19 protein-coding genes are annotated in these 23186 nt (G+C 42.5%); 12 read left to right on the forward strand and 7 right to left on the reverse strand.

From position 1 onward, the window contains the following. Positions 1–60 precede the first annotated feature (60 nt). The 6 genes from RM347_RS11880 to ssuD form a co-directional block, all read right to left on the reverse strand. Positions 61–1011 carry a D-2-hydroxyacid dehydrogenase gene (locus tag RM347_RS11880; protein WP_322716467.1) on the reverse strand — a complete coding sequence of 317 codons (951 nt, stop codon included), beginning with the start codon at positions 1009–1011 and terminating at the stop codon, positions 61–63. A 106-nt stretch (positions 1012–1117) separates the two neighbouring features. Further along, entirely contained in the window at positions 1118–2065 is a 948-nt protein-coding gene (locus RM347_RS11885) for a D-2-hydroxyacid dehydrogenase (RefSeq protein ID WP_322716468.1), read from the reverse strand. 121 nt (positions 2066–2186) lie between these two features. Next, complete coding sequence (locus tag RM347_RS11890) at positions 2187–2690, reverse strand: GNAT family N-acetyltransferase (RefSeq protein WP_322716469.1); 504 nt, start codon at positions 2688–2690, stop codon at positions 2187–2189. 267 nt (positions 2691–2957) lie between these two features. Continuing rightward, positions 2958–3728, reverse strand: a complete 771-nt coding sequence (locus RM347_RS11895; RefSeq protein ID WP_322716470.1) for an ATP-binding cassette domain-containing protein — start codon at positions 3726–3728, stop codon at positions 2958–2960. Between the two features lie 125 nt (positions 3729–3853). After that, the gene (gene ssuC, locus RM347_RS11900; RefSeq protein WP_322716471.1) at positions 3854–4681 is read right to left on the reverse strand and encodes an aliphatic sulfonate ABC transporter permease SsuC; all 828 of its coding nucleotides are present in this window, start codon (positions 4679–4681) and stop codon (positions 3854–3856) included. A 105-nt stretch (positions 4682–4786) separates the two neighbouring features. After that, a complete protein-coding gene (ssuD, locus tag RM347_RS11905; protein ID WP_322716599.1) occupies positions 4787–5935 on the reverse strand; it encodes an FMNH2-dependent alkanesulfonate monooxygenase in 1149 nt (382 codons plus the stop codon). A 659-nt stretch (positions 5936–6594) separates the two neighbouring features. On the opposite strand from ssuD, the gene RM347_RS11910 reads away from it, so the two are divergent. Together RM347_RS11910 and RM347_RS11915 are read left to right on the forward strand one after the other, a co-directional pair. Next, the gene (locus RM347_RS11910) at positions 6595–7305 is read left to right on the forward strand and encodes a TVP38/TMEM64 family protein (protein WP_322716472.1); all 711 of its coding nucleotides are present in this window, start codon (positions 6595–6597) and stop codon (positions 7303–7305) included. A 107-nt stretch (positions 7306–7412) separates the two neighbouring features. Further along, entirely contained in the window at positions 7413–8429 is a 1017-nt protein-coding gene (locus RM347_RS11915) for a glycosyltransferase family 2 protein (protein ID WP_322716473.1), read from the forward strand. A gap of 100 nt (positions 8430–8529) precedes the next feature. Here the strand turns inward: RM347_RS11915 and RM347_RS11920 are convergent, their stop codons facing one another. Then, entirely contained in the window at positions 8530–10248 is a 1719-nt protein-coding gene (locus RM347_RS11920; RefSeq protein WP_322716474.1) for an iron uptake porin, read from the reverse strand. A gap of 964 nt (positions 10249–11212) precedes the next feature. On the opposite strand from RM347_RS11920, the gene RM347_RS11925 reads away from it, so the two are divergent. From RM347_RS11925 to RM347_RS11970, 10 genes are all read left to right on the forward strand, one after another. Further along, complete coding sequence (locus tag RM347_RS11925; protein ID WP_322716475.1) at positions 11213–12838, forward strand: FAD-binding protein; 1626 nt, start codon at positions 11213–11215, stop codon at positions 12836–12838. After that, positions 12835–13164 (forward strand): 4Fe-4S dicluster domain-containing protein, encoded by a 330-nt coding sequence (locus RM347_RS11930; protein WP_179073389.1) that lies wholly within the window; start codon positions 12835–12837, stop codon positions 13162–13164. The genes RM347_RS11925 and RM347_RS11930 overlap by 4 nt, the downstream gene beginning before the upstream one ends. 323 nt (positions 13165–13487) lie before the next feature. Further along, positions 13488–14546: an ABC transporter substrate-binding protein gene (locus tag RM347_RS11935; protein ID WP_322716476.1), complete on the forward strand. Its 1059-nt coding sequence runs from the start codon at positions 13488–13490 to the stop codon at positions 14544–14546. Between the two features lie 237 nt (positions 14547–14783). Further along, the gene (locus tag RM347_RS11940; protein ID WP_322716477.1) at positions 14784–16268 is read left to right on the forward strand and encodes an amidohydrolase family protein; all 1485 of its coding nucleotides are present in this window, start codon (positions 14784–14786) and stop codon (positions 16266–16268) included. Between the two features lie 112 nt (positions 16269–16380). Then, on the forward strand, positions 16381–17859 hold the full coding sequence (locus RM347_RS11945; protein ID WP_322716478.1) for an amidohydrolase family protein: 1479 nt from the start codon (positions 16381–16383) through the stop codon (positions 17857–17859). Positions 17860–18203: 344 nt separating this feature from the next. Then, the gene (locus tag RM347_RS11950) at positions 18204–18452 is read left to right on the forward strand and encodes an acyl-CoA dehydrogenase family protein (protein ID WP_322716479.1); all 249 of its coding nucleotides are present in this window, start codon (positions 18204–18206) and stop codon (positions 18450–18452) included. An 87-nt stretch (positions 18453–18539) separates the two neighbouring features. After that, positions 18540–19361 carry a class I SAM-dependent methyltransferase gene (locus RM347_RS11955; protein ID WP_322716480.1) on the forward strand — a complete coding sequence of 274 codons (822 nt, stop codon included), beginning with the start codon at positions 18540–18542 and terminating at the stop codon, positions 19359–19361. A gap of 313 nt (positions 19362–19674) precedes the next feature. Continuing rightward, a complete protein-coding gene (locus tag RM347_RS11960) occupies positions 19675–20781 on the forward strand; it encodes an aliphatic sulfonate ABC transporter substrate-binding protein (RefSeq protein ID WP_322716481.1) in 1107 nt (368 codons plus the stop codon). 32 nt (positions 20782–20813) lie between these two features. Next, the gene (locus tag RM347_RS11965; RefSeq protein ID WP_322716482.1) at positions 20814–21677 is read left to right on the forward strand and encodes a TauD/TfdA dioxygenase family protein; all 864 of its coding nucleotides are present in this window, start codon (positions 20814–20816) and stop codon (positions 21675–21677) included. A 402-nt stretch (positions 21678–22079) separates the two neighbouring features. Then, entirely contained in the window at positions 22080–23168 is a 1089-nt protein-coding gene (locus RM347_RS11970) for a sulfonate ABC transporter substrate-binding protein (RefSeq protein ID WP_322716483.1), read from the forward strand. The last annotated feature ends 18 nt before the right edge of the window (positions 23169–23186 follow it).

Genomic DNA, 23186 nt, shown 5'->3' on the forward strand with positions numbered 1-23186 from the left:
TTTCCCCTCTGCACCCTGCCCCCCTGCCTCTTCTGCCCAATGCCCAATATTTGGAATTGCTCAGTATCCTGCTTGCTTGTCTACGACATTCCGCAAGGGTTGACCAGTTTGGTAGCGTTTGAGATTGTCGATAAATAGTTGTGCTATACGCTCTCTCAGCCGTGGCGAAAGGGCTGAACAATGGGGTGTGATAAAAGCGTTTGGCAACGACCATAAGGGACTTTCTGGCGGCAGAGGTTCGGTAGCTACTGTATCTAATCCAGCACCCGCAATCCATCCCTCACGTAGTGCAGTGAGTAATGCGGCTTCATCCACGATCGCACCACGAGCAATGTTAATTAGGTAAGCAGACTGGCGCATAGAGCGCAATGCAGCTTCATCGATTAAGCCTTTCGTTTCTGGGGTTAGTGGTGTGGCAATAACTACATAGTCGGCTGCTGGTAGGAGCGATCGCCACTCATCAGCACCCACAATTTTGTCAAAATTCGGTAGGGGTTCGGGATGGCGGCGACTACCCCAAACTTTGACTCCAAAGGCTTTGGCGCGAGATGCGATCGCTTGACCAATATTCCCAGTGCCGAGAATTAGTAAAGTCGCATCTGCCAACTCTTCGAGAAACACTCCTCTTACCCAAGTGTGTTTATCCTGCAAAGTTTGCAATTTCCGCAGATTCTTGGCGTGATAGAGCATGAATGCCAGTACAAATTCCGAAATTGGAATTGCGTGAACCCCTGCGCCATTAGTAAGGATAATGTCCTTTTGCAAAAAAGTTGGCGTGAGGATGTGATTCACCCCAGCACTCGGTGACTGTTGCCAACGCAGCCTGGGTGCAGCTGTCAGCACTTTGTCAAGGGTAGAAGTTTTCAGGTAAAATCCGTTGACATAAACTTCTGCATCACTAACATCACCATCGAGATTGCCTTCACTATCCACCTCCACAACATCTATATCAGATGGTAGGTGTGGCTCAATATCAGCAATGAGATGATCGGGTAAAATTAGTTTCACCATTTGCTAGTCTCCCATTCCATTTTGAATTTTCAAAGGGACTGAGTATTAGGGCAAAAAGGCAGAAGATTAAAAGTTAAATTCTTTACCTATTCCCAATGCCCAATATTTAGTATCCTGCTTTTTTGTCTACTACATTTCGTAACGGCTGACCAGCTTGGTAACGCTTCAGATTGTCGATAAATAGTGCTATTGAACGCTGTTTACTTTTTGGTGAATGACCGGAAGTATGAGGTGTGATAAAGATGTTAGGAAGTGACCACAAAGGACTTTCTGGTGGTAGTGGTTCTGAGTTAACTGTGTCTAATGCTGCACCTGCAATCCAACCTTCTGTGAGTGCTTTGATTAATGCTGATTCATCAACTACACCACCACGAGCAATATTAATTAGGTATGCATGGTTTGGGAGCGATCGCAATACAGATTCATCAATAAATTCTTTGGTTTCTGGAGTTAGGGGTGTGGCAATAACTAGATAATCAACCCCTGGTAGGAGCGATCGCCATTCATCAGCACCCACTACTTTATCAAAATTTGGTAGCTCTTGGGGATGACGCCGACTGCCAAGAATTTTTAAACCAAAGGGTTTGGCACGAGCGGCAATTTCTTGACCAATACCACCAGCGCCAATAATTAGCAAGGTTGCATCTGTCAACTCTTCGATGGCAAAGCCTCTTTTCCAGTGATGTTCTGCCTGTAAAGCATATAATTCTGGCAGGTGTTTGGCATGAGCTAGTATATAAGTTATTACAAATTCTGCGATCGGAATTCCATGCACTCCGGCCCCATTTGTGAGAATAATATCTCTTTTCAAATAAGTTGGTGTCAGGATGTGATTCACCCCTGCATTTGGTGCATGATGCCAACGCAGTGCTGGTGCTGCTTCTAGTATTTTGTGCAGCGTCGGACTCCTGGATAAAAACCAACTGAAATAAACTTCAGCATCAGTAGCATCCCCATCTAAATTTCCTTCAACATCTACCGTGACAACCTCTGTATCAGGCGGTAGATAAGGCACAATGTCAGCAACGAGATCGAGCGGTAAAATCAGCTTCATTGTAGATTACCTCTTAATTTCTTTACAAAGTTATCTTTAGAAATTGTCTCTGTTTGATTAAAAAATAAATGCCTTTTTTCCTTAGTCAAAATTATGATATTTAAGAAGAATTAAGATATTTTTATTTAATCTGTAAACGCATCAACTCCAGATCAAAATATTGATGATTATATTTATATGCCATTTCCTCTATTCCATATATTTGAAAACCCAATGATAAATAAAGTTGTTTTGCTAAAAAATTATTTTTAACAATATCAAGTAATAATATTTCTACCTCATTAATAGCTTTTGCTTTTTCAATTAATTCATTTAGTAATAATTTACCTATGCCTTTTCCTCGATATTCTTGTTCAACATACATACTACTAATATATGCTTTATGCCTGAGTTTTATTCTTGATTCTTGTTGAAACGCGACTATTCCAATTAACTTTTTATCCTCAAAACAGCCCAAAATAAAGTTATTGTTATTTACTGGTATTCTATCCCGAAATTGTTCTATCGTCTTAATTGTTTCTTCATGATACGATGTACCAAATGAATCTGGATTTTTATATAAAGCTTCTAATCTGATCTGTCTATAATCTTCTGCATCATACTTTGTTAAATTTCTGATTATCATTAGATTAAATATAAATAATAGATATTGATGTTTATTTTCAATAAAGCTATATAAGTTAATAATTACTATCTTTTATTTTGTCTAGTTTGTGAATATGAAAAAATCACCCAGAACCGCAGAGAGGAGAGTTGAGAGTTATTTTAAGTATTCATAAATAATTTTCGATTCCTATAACTGCTTTTTAAGAGGAAGTTTTAATTCTCGAAGTAGCCTATTTTACCGCAGCTACCTCAAGTATTGTATTAATCAACTAACGAAAGCTAAATCTCAACTACTCAACTGCAACAATTGGTTATTTGGCTGACTACCTTCATTGCTCATTACTCGGTGGAGAACTGCTTCTCTGATATTGACAAACACTTCGCTACTTCTATCTCGCGGGCGTGAAAGTCTCACAGGTAGATCCAGAGAAATCTGTCCTTCTTCAATCACTATCACTCGGTCTGCCAACGCCACAGCCTCTTCCACATCATGAGTAACCAAAAACGCAGTAAATCTCCGCTCTTGCCATAAGTTTTCAATCAAATTCTGCATCTCTTGGCGAGTTAGAGCATCCAATGCTCCCAAAGGTTCATCTAGCAACAACAAACGGGGCTGACTGACTAATGCTCTTGCCAATGATACCCGTTGCCGTTGTCCACCAGATAAGACATACGGCCACTCATCAGCCCGATCTTTGAGTCCAACTTTATCGAGTGCCCACAAAGCTTTTTCACGCCAATTACCTTCCAATCCCAACCCCACATTCTGAACAACGCGCTTCCACGGCAGCAAACGGGGGTCTTGAAACATTACTGTTACGGAGCGACTGAGTCTACGCAGTGGTTCTCCATCCAATAGTATTCCGCCTGAAGTTGCTTTATCTAATCCTGACACAAGACGCAATAAGGTACTCTTACCACAACCACTTCGCCCGACAATAGCGACAAACTCACCTGCTTCAACTTCTAAATTCAGCGAGTTTAAAACAGTTTTCTTGCCAAAAGCCTTCGTCAAATCCAAAATACTTAGTTGCGTACCCTGTACATTTGAACTCACTTGCAAAACCTCCTTATTCTAGAACAATCGGGATTTAATTATTTGATGAGACGTTGAAGAAAACAAATCACACTCAAAAGTTTAAATCAATAATTTTCAACTTTTGACTTTGGTAACTTTGGCATTTATGACTTTTGATAATTGGGGTTCCAAGCCAAGAATTTTGTTTCTAATCCTCTGGCAACAGCATCTGCTAATTTACCCAGCAATGCATAGATCACAATACTCAAGACCACAACATCAGTTTGCATAAACTCACGGGCATTCATTGCCATATAACCAAGACCAGAATCTGCTGCGATCGTTTCTGCTACGATTAGTGTCAACCACATAATTCCCAAAGAAAAACGCACACCAACGAGAATCGAAGACAAAGCTCCTGGAAAAATAATTTCCCACAGAAGTTGTGGTGTTTTTAATCCATAGACTTTTCCCATTTCAATTAGTCCAGGGTCAACACTACGGATGCCATGAAATGTATTGAGATATAACGGGAAAAATACCCCCATAGACACCAGAAATAATCTAGCTTGGTCGCCGATACCAAACCAGAGAATCACTAGCGGAATTAATGCCAAATTAGGGATAGTACGGAGCATTTGTAAGGAACTATCCAATAACTTTTCTGCTATACGGGAAAAGCCATTGAGCAATCCTAAACCGAACCCAATACTGCCACCAACGATAAAACCAGATATCGCCCGCCCAGCACTAATTCCTATATGTTGAAACAGTTCTCCGGTGGAGGCTAGTTTAATGGCTGTAGCGATTACGCCACTGGGGGCTGGTAAAATTCTGGTTGAGAGTAAACCAGTTCTGGAAGAAAGTTCCCAAAGTACTAGTACTAGAACAGGCACAATCCAAGGAACTATTTTCTCGATTTGCGGGTTGTCTAACACCTCGCTCAGAGATATATTATTGTTGCTTTTGGTGCGTTTTAAGGTAATAGTCATGGAATTCTGGATTTTAGATTGTTCCAAAGGATGAATCTAGAAGCTTCGTAAACATAATTCGTAATTTGCTCTTTAATTACGAATTACGAATTACGAATTATTCGGTCATGAAGCACTCGTTAGTTGTTTAGCAAATTTTTCACTGGCCACTATTTCGCTAACAGTACTCAAGACTGGTGGCGTTAGTGGTGCAGTTTCCCTCTGCAAAGGTAGCCGTGGAAATAATAATTCGGCGGTGCGATATGCTTCTTCTAAATGGGGATATCCAGAGAACACGAAGGTTTCTATGCCCAAATTGTGATATTCCATCATCCTAGCGGCAACGGTATCGGGATCTCCAACTAGGGCCGTACCAGCACCGCCCCGCACCAATCCAATTCCTGTCCAGAGGTTGGGGCTAATCTCTAGGGTTTCTCGACTACCACTATGTAGTTGACTCATGCGCCGCTGTCCTTCAGAATCAGAACTAGCCAAGTCTTTCTGAGCTTTTGCGATCGCATCCTCATCTACATACTTAATTAGCTCATTGGCAGCATCCCAAGCAGCAGATTCGGTTTCTCGCACAATCACGTGCAAGCGAATCCCAAAACGAACTGTTCTACCTTGTTCAGCCGCCAATCTTCTAACTTCGGCAATCTTTTGGGCAACTTGTTGTGGTGGTTCACCCCAAGTCAGGTAAACATCTATATGTTTAGCAGCAACCCGCTTGGCAGCAGCAGATGAGCCACCAAACCACAAGGGTGGATAGGGTTTTTGAACTGGTGGGAATAAGAGTTTACCGCCTTTGATATCCAGATAGTTTCCCTGGAAATCGACTGTTTCCCCGCTGACGATACCCCGCCAAACTGTAAGAAATTCATCGGTTAAATCATAGCGATCGTCATGACTAAGATGCAAGCCATCCCCAGCGAGTTGTACCGGATCTCCACCTGTCACCACATTAATCAACAATCTTCCTTTAGAAATCCGGTCAAATGTTGCTGCCATCCGTGCAGCAGCACCTGGGGAAGTAATTCCAGGACGAATTGCTACGAGAAATTTCATTTGCTTGGTGACAGAGATGAAAGCGGCAGCGGTTATCCAAGCATCTTCACAAGAACTCCCTGTGGGTAACAATGCGCCTGTGTAGCCTAAACTATCCACAGCTTGGGCAATTTGCTGCAAATAATCAGGTGTGGCAACACGAGAGCCAATATCTGTGCCTAAATAGCGTCCGTCATGAGATCCAGTAGGAATAAACCAGAGAATTTCCATGTTTGTCAGGGTATGAGGTCTTAAATCTACGACAAGTCGACACAATTACCGTAGATTTTAATCAGCATTTTACAGGAAATTATTTAAAAAGCGAGTATTAGATTAACGATTCATAAAGAAGAACAGCCCACAAAATTTACTCTTTTGTGGATAATCCTGGTAATCATGACACTTTTGCCGCAACAATGGCTGTCGTGAAGAATACAAGTTTTGTGTTAATTACCCACATTTTTGCAACTCTAAACTGTGAGCTTCCAGTTTCATCGACAGAACCCTTGCTAGCTTGCGGTTTGTTGGTCTGTGCCTAAATAAAGGTTATGATCGCTGATAACTAGACTCTTTAATACAATATTTACTCTAGTACACTGTGACGAAAGGTTACCTACCTTTAACCAGTTGCTCAAGCCTCAAGTCTTGTTAATTGAGATGGTAGCTGGATTTCCGTCAAGCTGTACTAGTAGTCTGCCAAGCCAAAATTGCTGGGTTTAGATTGGGTAAAGGGGAAAGGTTAAAGGGTAAAGAGCCAAAAACCTTTTCCCTTTACCCCGTCAAGGGAACTTGGCGAACTACTAGTTTCCAGAAGCGAAGTTTTCAAGAATTAATTAAGGGAGAAATTTGAGAAAGATGGGTTGGGTTACAAAAAAAGTAGGAGTATTCTAGTGTGGAACTTGAAAGCTGGTATTTTGCTACTCACACTAAGTTGCATAATTGCGACCAGTATAGCAGTATATCTTCTTGGTGGCATTGAACCAGCACAAATTCAAGCTTTGCTGAAATCTTCTGGTATCTGGGCACCTATTATTTATATTGCTTTATACGTTGTGGCAACTATGTTAGTTTTGCCCTCAACGGTGCTAAATTTGACTGGAGGTGCAATTTTTGGGCCTTGGCTGGGTACTGTCTGGACTAGTGTTGGAGCAGTCATTGCGGCAATAATTGCCTTTATTTTTACTCGGACTATTGGACGCCAAACAGTTGCAAAACGATTAGCAGGACGCTGGCAAGCGATGGATGCTGAGGTGCGTCGTGGAGGGCTTTTTTATATGTTTGCCATCCGACTAGTACCAATCATGCCCTATGGCTTGGTCAATTTTGTCGCTGGACTGACTTCGATCAGCTTTAAAGATTATGTTCTAGGTACAACACTTGGTACTGTTCCTAGTGTCTTACCTTTTGTATTACTAGGTAGTTCTGGTCTGAAGGCAGTCAATACAGGCGATTTCTTGCCGCTAGTACTCGCCTTAGGCTTAACTGGAACGCTGGTAGGAGGGTCTACTTGGTATCGCCATCGTCGGACTTTTCCCAAAAAAGCTATAGAAAGACTTAAAGAATCAGACTCTTCAGATAACATCAACCCGAAGAATAAATAAATTATGAAAATCTAACTTGAGTCTTGCTAGGTATACTGAGAACCAAAACTTTACGATCGCAAGCAATCTGTCAGCTTGGCTGTTCAAAAATTAAACAAGATTCCTCGATGCTACCAAAGTATTCATTGATTGTTCCAATTTATAACGAAGAAGAAATTATTCCTGAACTATACCGCAGACTCTGTGCAGTAATGGATCGGATGGACGGTCTTGTCGAATTAATTTTAATCAATGATGGTAGCCGCGATCGCTCCTTACAACTACTACGAGACCTCCATCAAAAAGACCCGCGCATTTGCTATCTGAGTTTTGCTCGTAACTTTGGTCACCAAATTGCCGTTACTGCTGGTCTCAATTTTGTCCGGGGTCAAGTTATCATCATCCTTGATGCTGACTTACAAGATCCACCAGAACTAATCCCCGACATGGTTGAGAAATGGCGACAGGGCTATCAAGTCGTCTACGCTCAACGCACTCAACGCCTCAAAGAAGGATGGTTTAAGCGTTCTACTGCCTACTTCTTTTATCGCATCCTTAAGAAGCTTGCAGATGTAGACATTCCTACTGATACTGGTGATTTTTGTTTAATGGATCGGCAGATCGTAGATATTCTTAACTCTATGCCAGAACGCACCCGTTATATTCGTGGTCTGCGTTCTTGGGTTGGCTTTCGGCAAACAGCAATTCGGTTCGAGCGCAACCCCCGCTTTGCTGGGGAAGTTAAATACACTTTCAGCAAATCCTTGGCACTTGCCATCAATGGTCTAGTGTCTTTTTCAATAGTACCACTGCGGTTATCAACTTACTTAGGGTTAATAGCAGCGGCGGCAGCCATCTTCATGGCTTTATTAGTCTTGTATTGGCGTATTTTTGTCCCTCATTCGCCTTTAACGGGATTTACGATTATTTTGATGGCAATTTTCTTTCTCGGATCTGTGCAGTTAGTCAGTGTGGGCATCTTAGGCGAATATATCGGGCGCATATACGAAGAAGTTAAAGCCAGACCCCTCTATACTTTGGCAGAGGTAGGTGGTTTCTATGACAAATCCTCCAACTCAACCAATAATTCTGACAAACTAGATAATTTAGAAGATGTTAGTATTCAAAATCTAGATAAGTATTGACAGAAGAAAGGCAGGAGGTTTTAGAAAAAAAGAAAACAGGAAAACTCTTCGGCTTTGCTCATTTTGTGTTGGATCTTTCTTAAAGAAAAAAGTCTGTGGGTTAGAAAGTAAAGGTAGTGCGGAGAGCACCTACCCAAATCGGATCGTTGTTATCGTTATGTTCTGGTTTGGTAATCACATAAAAATCTGGAGTTACAGTGATGTTATCATTCACCCGATAAGTGTAGAAAGCCTCAATGTGTAAAGAGGTACTTGGATCTTCTCGAAGAATTCCAGCCCCATTTCTATAATCACTACTCGTGACTTTAGGCGGTATCCCAACGATAATCCCACCCACATTGCCTTTCTTCAACAAGTCTGGAAAACCAACAGTGAGGGCAGTATTAATGATCGTCGCGTCACTATCACCGCCTCTGTTTTGATGGGCGCGTGTATAGCCAAACCAACCACCCAAAGTTAAGCTCCGAGTGGTTCTCCAGTTAAATTGAAATCCGAAGTTATCGGTTGTAGTGGAGTTTTGTTCAAAAGGATTTCTGGCGAAAGCGCTACCTGTACCACCAGTAACGTTAAAAGCCGGGTCAGCACCAGTAGTGTTATCAGTATAGTATTTGCGGGTGTAAGTTAGACCAATATCTAGCTGGCGCGTGGGCGATATGGTTAACTGAGCAAGTGCCAAATTAGTACCATTGAAAAGTCCACGGGTAGGGTTAGGAGCCTGATTATTATCTGCTATGTAACCTAAGCTTAATTGCAACTTATCGCTAAACTTATACCCAAAAGCTAAACCCGCACCATCAAAACCTGGTCGATAAACAGTATGGTTGAATGTGGCAAACCGGGAAACAGCACCGTTTAGTCCACCAATCGCACCATTTAAGGTGGGAGTAAATACAGCTGGTTGAAGTGCTCTAGGACCTACCCACACAGTAGCTTTTGAGCCTAATGGGAAACGATATGTTAACTGACTCAGATACGTATCACCTCTCCCATCACCATCAATGGTAAAACGGGTCATCTGGGTTCCTGTAGTCGTCCCTAAGTTAGGAATGTTATTTCCTGCTGTTAAAAGAGTGGTTAGTTGATCTCTACCTGTAAAGCTCGTTTGAAAGTTAAGTCTGGCACGGTAAGCAAAGATGGTTTGAGTCCCATCATTTGTATCATCAGCAGCTGTATTATTGGCGCGATCGCCAAATGTATCTGCTACTAGAAATGTTGCGTCACCAACTAGTTTGGTAGTTGTAGAAAACTGATTGGCTTCCACCTTAGCTTGACGCGTCTCTAGAGCATCTACCCGTCCGCGCAGTGCGGCGAGTTCAGAGGCAAATTGTTCTTGCAGTTTTTGCAGAGTCGCTAAGTCTTCCTTTCGTACCAACTCTCCAGTGCTAGTAGCAATCAATTCGTTGAGGCGATCGAGGGCTGCATTCAAGCCAGCAGCAAATTCATAACGAGTCAGCCCCCGATTACCTTTAAATGTGCCATCTGGATATCCCGCAATCACACCATAGCGCTCAACTAGAGACTGCAACGCCTGAAAGGCCCAATCTGTAGGTTGAACATCAGAGAGTTGTGATACAGATGTAACTTGCTCTATGCGATCGCTACGATTACCCAAGGGTTCTGCATTCACAGGTGCTGGAGATGATTCAGATGAAGTCTTCTGAGCAATGCCAGTTGGGATAATCTTGTCAATTGGTACTACTTGCTGTGTCGGCTGTGCTGTCTTTTCCACTTCAGCAGCAAGTGCAGCTGAAGACAGGACTACGAGTCCACCGAACAAAGCTGGAATCACTAGCAAATAATTCCACAAAACTTTAGACATGGGTTGTTTGTTCCTCACACAATATCAACTAAATTCCGCTGCTCAATCTTTTTTGGTAGCTACAAGACCTTGTGGAAGAGCGAACATCCGTATATATAATTCTTGGAATTTCTTCGGCTTCAAGTATGGGCATACATCTGCACGCCCCGCAAAGATTTAGCGCTTCACCGCTACACATTTACTTTCAAAAAAGTAATTTTCACAGAAGACTTTTGGCAAAAACTTTTGAGATATCATACAATTCAGCTATAGAATTAGTCACTGAAGTCAGTTAAAACAGGCTAAATAACTAAAAACCCAGTCGGCTGTAACTAACTGTGAGCTTTAGTTATGGGCATTTTGTAACTTTCAGTCTTCTCTAGATTTTTGCCATGAGGCTATTCCCAGAAACCAGATATTTCCGATTCCTTCTGTGCCAATGCACCTCACCAATTTGTTACCCTCGCCAAGAACAGCTAGGATTTCGGAATTTGTAAACTTTAGACGCTAGACAGCCTATTAGCTACTTTCACTCTTGCTCGAACTCTAAAAAACATTGGTAGGTAAATGCCTTGAGCCGGAATAGGATTCCTTGCTCTTGTTTGGAAAAATTTATTAAACCACGGTAAGTCTATCGAAATTAAGTACTTTCTGTATTAACATTGGATATTTGCACAAAACACTATAAAAAGCAAGTCTCTGAAGAGAGATAATAAAGTTTATTTTACATAACTTTACGTTTGAATTTATTTGCTAAAATGCTTGCTTTTTGTCGAAAACTGTGAAAAGCTTTGTTATATTGCAAACTACGGTTTATCGATCAAGATAAAGTAGTTGTTTGTTGATCTGGTGGGAAAAAGAGCCAAAATTTATTAAGGCTACTAGTAAGCTGCCAAGTAGACAGGCAAGCAACTTTCTAAATATTTTGCAGCATCGATGGGGTGAAGACTTGATGCTTAAGACTTTATCGATGGGGAAATTATAGATGCTAAAGACGTTAACAACCGATTTTGAACTCGACTTAGAAGCGGATGTGCTGGTGATTGGGGGTGGCCCGGCTGGAACTTGGGCGGCATGGAGTGCTGCATCAAGTGGAGCTAAAGTTGTCCTGGTAGATAAAGGGTATTGTGGCACAACTGGATGCGCCGCTGCATCTGGTAATGGTGTGTGGTACGTGCCACCCGATCCAGAAGCACGGGAAACAGCGAAGGCAAGTCGGGAATCGTTGGGTGGGTTTTTATCCGATCGCAATTGGATGGATCGAGTACTTGATCAGACCTATGCAAACGTCAATCAGTTAGCAGAGTGGGGTTATCCCTTCCCTACCGACGATGAAGGCAAACCCTACCGGCGATCGCTGCAAGGGCCGGAGTATATGCGGCTGATGCGGCGGCAAATTCAACGCGCTGGAGTGAAGATTTTAGACAATAGCCCCGCCTTAGAACTACTGGTAGATGACGATGGTGCTGTTGCTGGTGCAACAGGTGTGAACCGTCAAACTGGTAGTAAATGGCTAGTGCGATCGCAGTCCACGATCATTGCTACAGGCGGCTGTGCGTTTCTAAGTAAAGCGTTAGGATGCAACGTCCTGACAGGGGATGGTTATCTAATGGCGGCAGAAGCAGGTGCCGAGATGTCGGGTATGGAATTTTCCAATGCCTATGGCATCTCCCCCGCCTTTTCTTCAGTCACCAAAACCCTGTTTTATAATTGGGCAACCTTCACCTACGAAGACGGTACTGTGATTCCGGGGGCCAGTTCTCATAGACGTTCAGTAATTGCCCAAACATTACTGCAACAGCCAGTTTACGCCATCATAGACAAAGCGGCTGAATCGATGCGGCCATCTATGCGTTTAGCACAGCCCAACTTCTTTTTACCCTTTGACCGTGCAGGTATCGATCCATTTACTCAACGTTTCCCTGTGACTCTGCGTTTAGAGGGAACTGTGCGCGGTACGGGAGGAATTCGGATTGTAGATGAGAGTTGTGCTAGTTCTGTGCGGGGACTTTACGCGGCTGGAGATGCCGCTACACGCGAACTGATTTGTGGTGGATTTACTGGCGGTGGTAGTCACAACGCGGCATGGGCAATATCTTCTGGCTATTGGTCGGGAAAATCGGCTGCCGAATATAGCCGTAGTTTGGGAGAATACAAAACTCAACGCCACGTTCATGGTGTTGGAGAGGTAGGATTACAGAGTGGGAGCGATCGCTCTCAAACCTTGGCAACTGATGAAATTATTCAAGCAGTCCAAGCCGAAGTATTCCCTTACGAAAAGAACTATTTCCGTACAGAACAAGGCTTAACCGAGTCTTTGGGTAAGCTAAATCATCTTTGGCAAGAACTCCGCAGTAGCCAGGTAACATCAGATAAAGAGCTAATCCGGGCGCGAGAAGCTACGGCAATGGTAGCCACAGCGCGATGGATGTACAGCAGTGCCATTGAACGCAAAGAAACTCGTGGTATGCACAAACATCAAGACTATCCAGAACTTGATGCTAACCAGCAACATCACCTGATTAGTGGCGGATTAGATCATGTTTGGGTGAAAAGTCAGCCTTTACATAGTACAGAAAAGTCACAATCCAAAATAGGAGCGTTAGTGTGATTGAGTTGGTCAGCGAGTCGCGGTGCATAAAATGTAATATCTGCGTGAACATTTGTCCAACCAACGTGTTTGACCGTGTACCTGATGCGCCGCCAACCATTGCTCGACAGAGTGACTGCCAAACCTGTTATATGTGCGAATTGTATTGTCCAGTTGATGCTCTTTATGTAGCACCAGAAAGCGATGTGACGGCTTCAGTCAATGAGGCAGAATTGGCAGAAGTTGGGCTACTGGGTAGTTATCGAGAAAACATCGGTTGGGGGCATAAACGCACTTCAACAGCAAAAGCGGATCAAACATTCCAAATCCTGAAGCAGATGAAATAGTAACGCGATGTGCAACTTATTCTTAGAACCCCGCTTCCATTCCTCTCCCCTACAGGGCTACGGTGTTACACAACTCGAATTACCCCCCTTAATCCCCCCTTGGAAAGGGGGGAAAGAATATCTAGTTCCCTCCCCTTTCCAAGGGGAGGGTTAGGGTGGGGTAAAATCCAGATTCATCAGGTATTTCAGACTTGTGTATACACCGCAGTCCCCACAGGTAGAGAGGCTTTGATTCCTGCTCCCCTTCCCTTGTAGGGAAGGGGTTGGGGGTTAGGTCTAAGAGAAAGTTACACACGGCGTATAATACGGCGGAGAAAAAAGTGATGCTGTCGTTACCAGTAGTAACAGGTTCTATCAGTAAAAATAAATTTACTTCCAGATTATCAACCTCGGTTGCTTGCGTCCTACTGCTACTAACTACAGCATGTAGCCAAGGCGAAACTAAATCTGCACAATCCGTTGAGGCTGTTAATGTTAATAATGCTGTCGCTGCATCTAATAACATTTCTACCCTGCGTATAGGTTATGTAGGTAGTTCAGAACCTACAGGATCGCTTGGTTGGGCAAAGAAAAAGGGAATATTAGAGCGCGAGTTGCAAAAAGCAGGATTTAAAAACATTACTTTTGCAAGATTTCCTAACGGGCCGGATCTAAATGAGGCGCTTGTCGCCGGACAATTAGATGTTGGTTCTTTAGGCGATACACCAGCCATAGTTTTGAAAGCTAGGGGTCAGGAAACTCGACTGTTGCGGATCAGCCAATTTAATACAACCGCCTGGTTAGTAGCGAAAAAGAATGGCCCGCGATCGCTTGCTGAACTTAAGGGTCAAAAAATAGCTACCCAGAAAGGCTCTTATATGCATAGATACCTGTTGGGTCTATTAGCTGAAGCTAAAATTGCCAAAGATGTAAAAGTTGTCCACTTGATGACTACTGAGGCAAAAGCAGCTTTAGAACGTGGTGATGTAGGAGCTTATGCAACCTCAAGCGATCTGGGGCCTTTTCTGAAATCACAAGGATTTCCAGTGATTGATTCTTCGGCAAATCATCAGGGTTTATCGGGGACATCATTAGTTGTAGCAACCGAAAGCTTTCTAGCGAAACAGCCTAATTTTCCCCAGAAATTTAATGCAATTCTCACAGAAGCAGCGAAGGATTTAAAAGCTAATTCTGAAGAATATTATCAGTATCATGCTCAAACTACTAAATATCCCATCGATATAATTAAAGTATCGTTCCCACTCAAACAGGTATCAGAAGAACCATTACCAGCCGAGGGTGTGAAGCTTTTAGAGGGAACAAAGAATTTTTTAGTCTCGCAGGGTTTAGCAAAGTCTGACTTTAAATTAACAGATTGGGCTGTTAATGAACAGCCGCGTTAATTTTATTGTTCTTGTTGATTAAAGATATGAAAAACTCACGCAGAGGCGCAGAGGTAATTTATGGAGAAGGAAATTATCAGTGAAGCTGATTTTCGAGATTTTATCTTTACTAGTCACGCCACATATAAAGAAAAATCCCAACTTCTTCAAAAGAATTGCTGTTGAGAAGAGAGTAAACAACCTTCTGAATCGGCATTGACTATCTACCCAATCAAATTGAAAAATCAGGTAGAACCTATGACTATTGCACTAGACCGTCCAAAAAAAACCAAGTCTGCTCAAATTCGGGAAAAATTGGGCTATCCTATCATTGATACTGATGTACATACCCAAGAGTTTCCCCCAGCATTCTTAGACTATTTAGAGCAAGTTGCTGGAACTGCGATTGCAGAGCGTTTTCAAGAACACTTACCTGGTGCATCTCGCTCTAAATGGTTTAAGCAATCTTGGGATGAACGCCGCACTTACCGCACTGCCCGCCCTCCTTTCTGGACTCGTCCTACGAACGACGCTTTAAATTTAGCCACAGTTAGTTTGCCAAAACTATTACACGAACGCTTGCAAGAAGCTGGTACAGACTTTGCCGTTGTGTACCCCAACTTGGCAACGATGGCTCCACACATCGGCAATGAAGAAATGCGGCGGGCTGTTTGTCGTGCAACTAACACGTACCACGCTGATATTTTCCGACCTTATAGCGATCGCCTAACACCCATTGCCGCTATTCCCATGCATACGCCCGAAGAGGCGATCGCAGAATTGGAATATGCGGTGAAAGTGCTGGGACTCAAAGCTATTCAAATCCCCGGACATATCCGCCGCCCGATTCCCGCCTTTGAGAAGTATGGCGAAGAAGTAGCCAACGAAGCCATCTGGATTGATACTTTTGGCTTGGATAGTAAATATGACTACGATCCCTTCTGGGCTAAGTGCGTAGAACTGAAAGTTGTACCCACCACCCATTCTTCCGGTATGGGCTGGATCAATCGGCGTTCGATTAGCAATTACCAATACAATCATATTGGTCACTTTGCATCGGCTGCGGAAGCACTATGTAAATCTCTATTTTTTGGTGGTGTAACTCACCGCTTCCCCACTCTCAAGTTTGCTTTCCTGGAAGGAGGTGCAGCTTGGGGTGCTAGTTTATACACTGATTTGATCTGGCACTGGGATACCCGCAATAAAGATCATTTGGTGGAAAATAACAATCCCGCCAATATCGATCGCGAAGAATTGCTAGAACTCTATACGCGCTATGGTGGTGAATTAGTACACGGTCGTTTGGATCAACTAGGTAGCGGTTTAGGTTTCCACGCCGAGTTATTATCTCCCCTAGAACCAGGTGATTTGGATGAATTCGCCGTTGCAGGAGTTAGCAAGCCAGAAGATATCCGCGATCGCTTCTTGAATCACTTCTACTTCGGGACAGAATCAGATGATACCCGTGTAGCTCAAGCCTTTAACCGCAAAGCTAATCCCTATGGAGATCGCGTTAAAGCATTTTTGGGTTCTGATTCTGGTCATTGGGATGTACCTGATATTACTGCGATCGCAGCTAATACCTATTCAATGGTAGAACGCAAGATTATCACCGAAGAAGATTTGCAATATTTCCTGTCAATTCATCCCTTGGAGTTGTATACCAGCCTGAATCGTGACTTTTTTAAGGGTACGGCTGTGGAGAAAACAGCAGATGAATTTTTGGCTGGGAAATTAAGGTAAGAGACGCGATAAATCAGGTAAGAGACGCGATAAATCGCCGTCTCTACAAAGGATTGATTCTGCGTCTTTGCCAATCCCCATAAACAATTTGAATAATTTAGGGTAAATTATCATGACGATTGCTCTAGACCGTCCACAAAAAACCAGGTCTGCTCAAATTCGGGAAAAACTTGGTTATCCGATTATTGACACTGATGTACATACCCAAGAATTTGAACCAGCAGTCTTGGATTATTTAGAGCAAGTTGGTGGAACTGCACTTGTCGAACGTTTCAAAGAAAATTTACTAGGATCTTCCCGCTTTAAGTGGTACAAGCAAACTTGGGAAGAACGTTTTGCTTATCGCTCCAATCGCCCTAACTGGTGGGGTCGTCCAACAAAAAATACTTTGAATTTAGCTACTATTAGCTTGCCCAAGTTGCTGCACGAACGCTTGCAAGAAGCAGGTACAGACTTTGCGGTTGTGTACCCCAACTTGGCAACAATGGCTCCGAATATCGGCAACGAAGAAATGCGGCGTGCTGTTTGTCGAGCAGTTAACACCTACCATGCTGATATTTTCCGCCCTTATTCTGACCGATTAACACCCATCGCCGCCATCCCCCTGCACACTCCCGAAGAAGGGATTGAAGAGTTGGAATATGCAGTGAATGTTCTGGGACTCAAAGCAATTCAAATTCCTGGTTACGTCCGTCGTCCAATTCCTGCCTTTGAAAAATACGGCAAAGAAGTGGCTAACGAAGTGGTTTGGATTGATAACTTTGGCTTAGATAGCCAGTATGATTACGATCCATTCTGGGCTAAGTGCGTAGAACTGAAAGTTGTACCCACAACTCATGCTTCTAGCCAAGGTTGGACAACACAGCGTTCTGTCACCAACGCCCAGTACAATCACATTAATCACTTTGCCTTTGCAGCAGAAGCATTATGCAAATCGCTGTTCTTTGGCGGAGTTACCCGTCGTTTCCCGCAATTAAAGTTTGCCTTCCTAGAAGGTGGTTCAGCTTGGGGTGCTAGTTTATACGCTGATATTATTTGGCACTGGGAAACCCGTAACAAACAACATTTGTTGTCAAATAACAATCCTGCCATTATCGATAAGGAAGCACTAGTAGAGTTGTATACCCGCTACGGTGGCGAACTGGTAGATGGACGCTTAGATAAAATTGGTGACGGTTTAGGATTCCACCATCAACTATTGGCTCCTGAAGATCCAGGCCAACTCGACGAATTTGAACTAGCAGGAATTGAGAAGCCAGAAGATGTGCGCGATCGCTTCTTGAATCATTTTTACTTCGGTACAGAATCAGACGATACCCGTGTAAGCCAAGCTTTTAATCGTGCAGCTAATCCTTTTGGCGATCGCGTTAAAGCCTTCTTAGGTTCAGATTCCGGTCACTGGGATGTGCCTGATATCACTGCCGTTACAGCCAACGCCTACTCAATGGCAGAACGTGAAATCATTACCGAAGAAGACCTCCGCTACTTCCTCTCAATCCATCCCTTGGAGTTGTACACCAGTCTCAATCAAGACTTCTTCAAGGGTACAGGTGTTGAGAAAGCTGCCAACGAATATCTAGCTGGGAAATAGGGAATGGGGAATGGGGAATAAGGAAAGAATGACTATACCCCATGCCCAATGACCAATGCCCATCTTTACAACGTTCCATGTTCCATTTCCTCTGTTCACTTGTAGAGTGGGCAAGGCTCACTCTACATTTCTTCTAAATTCTGTGTCTGATACCAACAATCTGCACGTTTATTGCATCAACTTGCACCTTTATTGCATCGATTTGTACCTTTGATGCATCGGTTTGTACCTTTATCGCATTGATTTGTACCTTTATTGCATCGGTTTGCAAAAACTAACCTACACAAAAAGCAGCATGGGAAAAGGATGTAGCGCTGACTCATCAAGAGAGGGGAGAAGTTGCGATGCCTGCGGCGAGCTTCGCTAACGTAGTTTCCGCGTCCAAGGCATTAGCTACCCGTGTAGGTATAGATATTACCAATCGCATCTTTGAAGTTACCGGAACTCGCGCCACAGCAACAAAATATGGATTTGACCGTTACTGGCGAGATTTGCGAACCTTTACCCTCCACGATCCTGTGGATTACAAATTGCGTGCGATCGGCGATTGGGTACTCAACGATCAGCTACCCGTTATCACGCAATATTCTTAGGGCATTGGTTATTTCCCCCTGCTCCCTCATTTCGACAGAGAGACGCGATGAATCGCGTCTCTACAAAATCCAAAATCCAAAATTGATATGACTCAACTAAAAACACTTCCTACCTACGACCCAAGTTTATTTGAGGGAGCCGCAGAAGGCTACGCTCAATATAGAACCAAATACCCACCTGTTGTATTCGACAAACTAGCCGAAATATTTAATCTCAATGGTCAAGGACGACTCCTTGATTTAGGTACTGGCCCAGGATTAATTTCAATTCCTCTGCGAACCAAATTTGAAGAAGTTGTGGCGATCGATCCCGATCCCGACATGATTGCGGAAGCTAAACGGCAAGCAGCAGCAGTTGGAGCCAATAATATCACTTGGTTACAACAAGGAGCAGAATTTATCGACTCTAGTTTAGGGAAATTTAAATTAACCACCATTGGTAGAGCCTTCCATTGGATGGAACGCGAATTAGTCCTTGAACGCCTTTATGAATTGCTGAATGATGATGGTGGAATAGCACTGCTTCAGACTGGTGATAACCCTTGGGAAAGCAATCTACCTTGGAAACAAGCTGCTGTTGGAGTAGTGAAGAAATGGTTAGGTGATGAGCGGCGGACTGGACAACGAGGACAAGGGACTCGTAAGCCAGTCGATCCTCCCCATGAAGTTGTAATTGCAAATTCGGCTTTTGCTCGTCAGGAAAGCTATGAAGTGCCATTTGAAAAGTCTTGGACTGTCGATAGCTATCTTGGCTACTTATACACTACAGCCTTCTCTCTTAAAATTTTCTATGGCGATAACGCCCCAGCATTTGAAAAGGATCTTAGAGAAGCGCTACTAGCAGTTGAGCCGTCTGGACATTTTACAGAAGAACTCAAAGCTACAATCCTAGTCGCTTGGAAGCATTAGCAAAACTGAACACGAACAAGACAGAGTTTTACTCACAAGTTTCAATCTTCCACGAGCACAACATTGGAGTGGGATCTTCTCACTCCACTTCCTAAATTTTTCCCTCCTAACTATTAAATTTTCAGTTCCTCGAGTCGTTGCAGGGTGGGTAATACCCACTCTCTTCCCTAATTTCATTAATAAAGTTTTTAAATTTATAAAAAATATTTATTTTAGTTTTTAAATAAATTAATAAATAAGATTTTTTGTTTTTTTACATTGCAATTAATCATCATTGTTCTAACCACCTAGAGGGAAATTAATAAAACAACCCATGCCAGCTTTAAAAGGAAAGTTTGAATTCAGAAAAAGCCAGAGAACAACACGTCGTTCCTTGTTGTTTGCTCTGGGCTACTGCTTAATGCTATCAACAGCCCTATCGAGTTGTAGCAAAGCAAAAAATAACACTCAACAGTCGGCAACTTCGCCTGAATCGGTGGTTTCATCTAGCACTATAGAGAAGCCAACAGAAAAGCAAGTAGTACGGATTGTACGTTCAAAACAACTTACCGCTTTAGCAATTTTAGAAAAACAGGGTTCCTTAGAAAAGCGATTAGAGCCTCTGGGTTTTAAAGTACAGTGGGCTGAGTTTGCAGCTGGGCCACAACAGCTAGAAGCTCTGAATGCAAATGGACTAGATATCGCATCTACAGCCGAATCGCCTCCTGTATTTTCACAAGCAGCAGGAGCGCCTCTTGTTTATCTAGCGACTACACGTCCTAGTGGTAAAGCTATTTCACTTTTAGTTCCTGTCAACTCACCGATTAGAAGCGTTACCGATTTGAAGGGCAAAAAAGTAGCTTTCCAGAAAGCCTCCATTGGACACTACCTATTAGTTAAGGCATTGGAAGATGCGGGGCTGAAACTGAGCGATGTCCAATCAGTTTTTTTAGCGCCGCCAGACGCAAATGCGGCATTCAGTCAGAACAAGGTGGATGCTTGGTATATTTGGGAGCCATTCGCTACCAGAAATGTACAAAAGAAAATAGCTCGTGTTTTAACAGATGGCGATAAGTTGCGGGATACTGGAAACTTTTACTCAACCTCACGCCAGTTTTATCAGGCTCATCCTGACGTAATTAAAGTGTTTCTAGAGGAGTTAGAAAAGGCAGAAATTTGGACTAAGGATCATCCCAAAGAAGTAGCACAACTGCTTGCTCCTGTAACTCAGCTAGATCCACCTACTTTAGAAGTCATGCATGATAAATATGACTATGGGCTGCTACCGATTACTGAGAAAACCATTACCAAGCAACAAGAGGTTGCAGATAAGTGGTACAGCTTAGGACTTATCCCCAAAAAAGTGAATGTTAGAGATGGGTTTTTGACACCTGAAGAGTATGCCAAAATTACTCCCTCAGAGGTTTTAGCTAATAAGTAGTTATCCCCAAGAATAAAACACAGGAGAATGTTATGCCTTCCTCGACTTTGACAAAAGTTAAAATTAGGCCTATTGATGCTCCTTTGGGAGCCATAGTTACTGATCTTGATGCCAGTCAACCTATTGCACCTGAAGTCATATTACAACTTAAGCAAGCTCTGCGCGATCGCCATATCTTGATTTTCAAAGACCAAAGGCTTTCTGATCAAGAACTTTTGAACTTCGCTCTATACTTTGGCGCACTCTTTGTACCATCTGATGAAACTCCAGTATTGGCTTCTAAACCAGGAGAAACTCCGGTGGTGATTCCGATTTCTAATGTCGATGGCGGCTATGCCGGTACTGGAGAACTAACTTTCCATTCTGACCACAAATGGACTCCCACCCCATCTAGTGGTTCACTTCTTTATGCTTTGGAAATACCTTCTCAAGGCGGAAATACTTATTGGTTAAATACTAATTTAGCCTATGAGGCATTAGATGAAACCACCAAAGAACGGATTGCAGATTTACAGTTAATTACCTATAACCCATTTTTGCAAGACCGGAATGCACCCCGCCCTCTGTATCGTTTAGATAAGAATATTCCTTTAATAAGTCCTATCTTTCCCCATCCTTTAGTTAGGACACATCCTGAGAGTGGCAAAAAGCATCTTTACTTAGATGCTGCTACTGAAGTAGAGATTGTAGGGTTACAGCCTGAAGAAGGATCTAAACTAATTGAACAGTTGCGTCAGCATTTGAATCAGCCCCGATTCTACTACCAACATAAATGGTCTGTAGGCGATATTGTCTACTGGGATAATCAAGCTACCTTGCATTACCGTCAAGCATTTGATCCAAACGAGCGAAGGGTCTTGAAACGGGTTAGCCTTGCAGGTAGTCGTCCATTTTAATCTCTATATCTGAAGTAGAGATGCAATAAATTGTGTCTCTACTAAACTAGAATAATAGGTGAAAAGTATTTACCATAGTTCCTAAATTAAACAGGCAAAAATTGAGCTAATAGGTTAATTTTTTTTAAATAAATCACCCTAAATAATGTGTTTTTTTATTAAAAGCCTATAAAAATATTTGTCATTATTACCCTAAAAAACTCTATAAAAACTGTATAGTGTATATCAGTTTTATAAAAAATAGTGTTTATAAACACTCTAATTTAATCAAAAAATAGATAAGCTTTTAGACGGGTTTAATACTAATAAAATGCTCACAAGTAGATTAAAAAGCGTCAATTAAACTAGTTGAAATTTGATTAGCTTTCTTTCTATAAGAGATTAGAAGCTGGAGTTTTAAAAATGTTTAGCAATCCTGTGAAAATTAATTCAACAATAATCAGTAAAATAGTATTATTTGTAACGCCTGGTTTTTTGGCTTTATCTACCACATTAATAAGTTGTACGTCAACCAGCAATATTACAAATACTGCAACCGACCCGAAAGCAGATGCAGCAGCGACAAGAAACATTACTTTTAAAACAAAAGTGCTGCGAATTGGATATCAAAGCTCTGGTGATTTAGTTAGAGTGACAGGAGTTTTAGAAAAGCGTTTAGAACCCTTGGGTGTCAAAGTTGAATGGGCACAATTTGCTCAAGGGCCGCAACTCATGGAAGCGATGAATGTCGGCAAAATTGATATTGGTTCAGTTGGAGAAACTCCTCCAATTTTTGCTCAAGCTGCTGGAGCCAGAATCGTCTATCTTGCTGGAAGACGAATTACTGCCACTTCAGGTAAAGGGAGTGCAATCGCTGTTCCTAAAGGTTCTCCAATTAAGACTTTAGCCCAAATAAAAGGACAAAAAGTCGTCTTTCAAAAAGGTTCTGCTTCTCACTATTTTATCATTAAAGCTTTAGAAGAAGTGGGTTTAAAATACAGTGATATTAAAGTCTTGAGTATGCCCAATGTCGAAGCCCGTGGTGCATTTATTCAAGGCACTATTCCAGTTTGGGTAACTGGCGATCCTCACTTAGCTTTGGTAGAAAAACTCCACGGTGCGCGTGTGCTCCGAGATGCTACAAATATTGGAACTCCAGGCGGATACTATGTAGGAACACGCGAGTTTGCTAGAGAAAATCCAGAATTACTTCGGATTATCCTGGAAGAGATTGATAAAAACGGTCAATGGGCAGAAGCAAATCGTCAAGAGGTGGCTAAACTTATAGCACCTGTACTCAAAATCGATCTACCGATTCAAGAAATAATTTCTGGACGCGCTAATTATCGACTCAAAGGAATTACTCCAGAGTTGATGAAAGCTCAACAAAGTGTTGCTGATTTATTTTATAACGAAAAAATCCTGCCCAAGAAGATTGATGTTCAGGAAGCTTTGCTTACACCCAAAGAATATGCAGCTATTACTCCACCAACACTCATCAGTGAAAAATAAAAACTAAATAAAGGATGA

It is taken from the genome of Nostoc sp. ChiQUE02 (assembly GCF_034531305.2).
In the GTDB taxonomy this organism is placed as follows: Bacteria; Cyanobacteriota; Cyanobacteriia; order Cyanobacteriales; family Nostocaceae; genus Nostoc.